This is a genomic window from Streptomyces cyaneofuscatus (assembly GCF_000718135.1).
Taxonomy (GTDB): Bacteria; Actinomycetota; Actinomycetes; order Streptomycetales; family Streptomycetaceae; genus Streptomyces; species Streptomyces cyaneofuscatus.
Window position 1 is genome coordinate 1 of the sequence record NZ_JOEM01000047.1, and the last position, 4,352, is coordinate 4,352.

The 4,352-nt window shown below is 63.3% G+C and carries 5 protein-coding genes; 4 read left to right on the plus strand and 1 reads right to left on the minus strand.

Translation table 11 applies throughout. From position 1 onward, the window contains the following. On the plus strand, positions 1-259 hold a 259-nt coding region (locus IF17_RS0135635; protein WP_030575342.1), incomplete at its 5' end, for an immunity 49 family protein. Positions 260-285: 26 nt separating this feature from the next. Here IF17_RS0135635 and IF17_RS0135640 read toward each other — a convergent pair. Then, positions 286-1,164: an Imm49 family immunity protein gene (locus IF17_RS0135640; protein ID WP_244890589.1), complete on the minus strand. Its 879-nt coding sequence runs from the start codon at positions 1,162-1,164 to the stop codon at positions 286-288. 1,376 nt (positions 1,165-2,540) lie between these two features. On the opposite strand from IF17_RS0135640, the gene IF17_RS0135645 reads away from it, so the two are divergent. From IF17_RS0135645 to IF17_RS1000000138365, 3 genes are all read left to right on the plus strand, one after another. After that, entirely contained in the window at positions 2,541-3,179 is a 639-nt protein-coding gene (locus IF17_RS0135645) for an immunity 49 family protein (protein WP_030575346.1), read from the plus strand. A gap of 52 nt (positions 3,180-3,231) precedes the next feature. After that, positions 3,232-3,963: a hypothetical protein gene (locus IF17_RS1000000140075; RefSeq protein ID WP_063830261.1), complete on the plus strand. Its 732-nt coding sequence runs from the start codon at positions 3,232-3,234 to the stop codon at positions 3,961-3,963. Beyond that, a partial coding sequence (locus IF17_RS1000000138365) for an Imm49 family immunity protein (RefSeq protein WP_030575350.1) occupies positions 3,956-4,352 on the plus strand: 397 nt, incomplete at its 3' end. The genes IF17_RS1000000140075 and IF17_RS1000000138365, both read left to right, overlap by 8 nt.

Below are 4,352 nucleotides of genomic sequence, written 5' to 3' on the forward strand. Positions count from 1 at the left end.
GCCGATCAACCTCTTCTACCACTACGTCCGCAACGACCGCGACGGATTCACCCCCGCCCTCGCGGACGCCCTGAAACTCCACAAGACGTACTGGACCCTCAACGAGGACCGCGCCAAAGACATCGACGGCAGCATCGCCCTGGGACCCCTCGCCATCGCCTGCCTCGCCTACGACGCCGAATTCCCCCTCGATATCGAATCCGACTACCTCCCCAAACACCTCCTCCAACGCACCTGGATCGGCGAATTCCCCACCTGACCCCGCCCGCAGACAGGTTGACCCGACTACCCCCGCCCCTCCGGCCGTTCGCGCAGGACTGCTCCGGAAGCAAGATCAGCGATCATGTCAGCGCGGCTCACGGCTCCGGACTCCGAACCCGACAGCTCCGGAGCCACGAAACCGGTGACCAACGCATACGGCAGGTAGTCGGTGTCGACCGCCGGCAGCCAGCCCTCACGGCGACAGGCAAGAGCAGCCAAGGCAAGCGGAAGGAGTGGCAGCAGCGAGCCGGGCTGCCCAACTCCCTGCGAGGTCTCCCGGTGCTGGAGCAGCAGCGTCGTCAAGGTCTCCTCGAAGCGTGCCCGGTCACCGGCGGCCAGGGCACGTACGGCAAGGAGCGCGGTGAAGTCTCCACGGACCGGCCGGCTCTGCCCGGTTTCGTCAGCTGAGGCGTGGACACGAGCCAAAGCGGCATCAATCGCGGCGAGCTTCTGTTCGGTCGAGGGCGGATAGTCCGCATCGTCATTCCCCATGTCACCGAGAACATAAGCCATCAGACCGTTGATGAGCTCCGCAGTGGCACAGCCCGTCCGGTCGGCCTGCGGTGACTGTCGAGTTAGGCGCAAGGCTTCGCGGTGCCGTTCAGTAGTTCCGGCGAGGACCATCAGACAGAAGGCACCGAGCCACTCGTCCGCACCGATGCGCGCCGGCTCACCGGACGCCCCGGCTTCGTAACTCATCCCGAAGTTCACGTAGTTCAGAAAAATACTGAAGGACTCATACGGGTAGTAGGCGGCGTACGACACGGCACCCGCGGCGGCCTCGGCCGCGTTGTCCAGGACGAACTTCGCTTCCGGAGTTTCCAGTCCTGGATATTCCACCGACAACGCACCCAGGTACCTGAGGAATTCCTCGGACAGCTCCCACCATTCGCGGTTCGTCATCCGATCTGCCCTGGACATGGTCCGCACTCGCGCACCGATGTGGCGCGGAAAGTCCGCACGGGCCTCGGCTACCGCAGCCTCCCCAACCCTGTGGCGCTCCACTCGCACGATGCCGCTCCCACTTTCGTGTACCCGCATTCACATCACCTCGGACTACTCATCGTCCCACTTCTTGGTACAGGGGAGCCGTCTCTTCCCGTATAGGGCCATGACCGTGGCGCCCTGCTTGGCCTCACCTCGTCCGGGGCGTTCGGACCGACAGCGATCGTCGCCCGGTTCGGCAGGATCTCGTCGTTCCCGCCAGATGTGCCGCGCCGTGCCTGCACCGTTTCAGGGCAGACAGGCACTCGATCGCCACACGTCAGGCACGAGGGACGCCGTCGCCGGAACGGCTGACCAAGACCTGGCCGACCACTCATCTCAGTCCGTACGACATCGGGCACAATGAAATCGACCGTGCACCGATCATCGAGATCCGGAGTGGCCGCGTTCTCTCACGGCCGGCTGGGCGAGGACGTACCAAGGAGGGACCGGCGGCCCGCTCCCCCGGTGAGCAGAAAATAGCGCGCCCCCTCCGCCGAGTCTGGGGTACGCGACGGTGAGGCTGCCAGAGGCCATGATGCGCCGTGCGGTCACCGAGCATTTCGACGTCTGCTGAGGAGGCCATCTATGGTCATAAGTGTGCCGCGCCCGGAGTACCCGGTTGCCGCGATGTCTGCAGTGGTCGGCGTGTTGGAAGGGTCTTTGAACGATTCACTGAAGGCGATCGAGACCTCGGACAAGGCAAGGACGTCGGTACTCCGCAGCTCGCTGAACGTCGCACGCCTCAGGTGCGTTCCAGATCCTGAGGCCGTGATGCTGGAGACCTGGGAGTCCTGGGTGTTAGCCATGACTCGCCAAGAATTTATTCACCTCTTTACGCCCGTCAGTGATCCACAGAGAAATCGAACGAGTGAACCCAAATCGCTCAGATTTCAGTGACTTCCCTTCGCCCTTGGGACAGATGCAGAGCTCCTGAGTTACCTTCTAGGCGATATGGCGGCCCCTACCGAACTTCGCGCTTAGGTCAAGTTCCCCACCCTGTCACGCAGACGGACTGAACTCCTTCTCTATAGTAATCTGAGGAAGATTTCCCCTTCGAAATATCAACAGGAGTGACTCATGACGGTAACGGTAGGCCGGCACGCGGCCCCGCAGGTCGACGAGCAGATAGCCGAGCGCCTCAAAGAAGAGCTGGAAAGAAGCATCCAAAAGATTGACGCCTCTCCTGCGCTTTTTGGCATGGCATTGAACGAAGCAGTCCTGCAGAGCGGGTACGCCAAGCCCTCAACCCTAGAGGTAATCGTTTCGCCACGTGGGACGCCACCGTCTCGGCCATGCAGGTTGGTACGGCAGCCTTTGCCGCCGCCAGCATCACCGAAGGCCGGATCGAGACACGCATCGACCACGAGATGCGGACCATCAACGCTACAGGCCCTCAGTTCTACGCGAATGCGGGTAACTGGCTCACCTCACTGTGGCTTGTCCTCGTCTGCCGGGATCAGCAACGGATGGACCAGCTGTGCCAGGTTCCACTCGATCTCCTTCGAGCATCCGGCGCCGAAGGTGATGAATATGTCTTCCACTGGGTAGACGCTTTGCAAACATACTGGCAGGAACGGCCAGGGCTGCCGGAGAAACTGACGGCTGCGATTGAGCAGTCTCACCCCGACATCGCCACCATCGCGCTGCGCGACCTTCTTCAGCTCGTGCTGTACCCGCCGATCAACCTGTTCTACAAGTTCTTCCGGAAAGACCACGATGGCTTCAATGAAGCGCTCGTGAAAGCTTTGGAACTGCACAAGACATACTGGAACGCACCGGAGCGCGCCGGGGACATTGCTGGCCTTCTTGCTCTCGGTCCGCTTGCCGTCGCGTGCCTTGCCTACGATGCCGGATTCCCGATCGAAGTCGAGTCCGACTACCTGCCCATTCGCCTCCTGGACGGCTCCTGGGTGGGTGAGTTCGACACGTGATGGCGTCGAGCCGAAGGGCGATGAGCAAGTGAGCGGCCAGCCTTCACGTGCCGTGTCGGACCGTCTGGGAGCGATCGACTGGGACGACGACGGCGCTGCCTTCCGCCACGCCCACTCACGCGCCCTCCTCATGCGGGAGTACCTGCGACGAGCGGCCCTGTGGGCCAAGGCGTACGGGGCCGAAGAGTCCTGGCCGTTCTTCGACATCGCCGCGCACGTGGACGCCGCCATAACGACTCCGCCCGATGTCGCCGCCGAACTGGAGCAACTACTCCGGAGCCTCGCTCCAGCCTCCCTCCGCACCACCTGCCGTGGAGCCGTTCGGTGGCCGGCGCTGCTGACCGCCCACCGTGGCCTGCCGGCCGAGCTGCCGGACCCGTACGAACCGCTGCTCCTCATGTACGAGCGTGGCGGCGGCTACCACCTCGGGGAGTACCTCGACCTCAACGGCGTGATGATCCCGCTGGGGGACATGGAGAGCAACGTCTCCGCCGCTCCCTTCGTCACGCTCGCCCCGACCACCCTCGACGCTCTCGACGCGGAGGGCGAGATGACGTACTTCGCGAAGATCAGCGACGGCTATCCCCGGCACAGCCCACGCGGCATCGTCCGGCGGCGCGTCGAAGACGACGGCCGGACCCACGATGAGGCGTTCACTCGCAATCTACGCTGGGAACCGACCGAGTATCTCAAGCTGTACGACCTCGGGCACAACGACATCGACCACGTGCGCATCACCGAGATCGAGGCGGCTGCATTCATCGAGGGACTCTTCCGTGAATGAGGTCATCATCCGACATGATCTATCGCCCGGACCAGATGCCGAGCAGTTCGCGGAACGCTTGAGTGAGCGCGTCGCCCGACGCATCGATAAGCTCGAAGGCTCCGCGAAAATGATCGATTACGCCTTTAGCACTGCCAACTTGGCCATGCGGGCACATTGTGTGGCCGACCCCCGGGCGGCAGCGGTCGAGACATGGGAGTCGACAGTCAATTCGATGCAACTGGGGTCGGCGATCTTCGCCCTGCTGGGTGCGGCCGAGGGAGCGGTCGAATGCCGGATCAACCGAAAGCTGCGGACCATCCCGGCGACCGGACCGATGTCCACTGCTGACGCCGGCACGTGGCTCTCCGCCTTCTGGCTGGCCGTCATCTGCCGTGACCAGGACCGAA

Excerpts from the sequence above, each read along its gene's own strand:
- IF17_RS0135640 (WP_244890589.1), bottom strand. The coding sequence starts at position 1,164 with ATGACGAACCGCGAATGGTGGGAGCTGTCCGAGGAATTCCTCAGGTAC.
- IF17_RS0135645 (WP_030575346.1), top strand. The coding sequence starts at position 2,541 with ATGCAGGTTGGTACGGCAGCCTTTGCCGCCGCCAGCATCACCGAAGGC.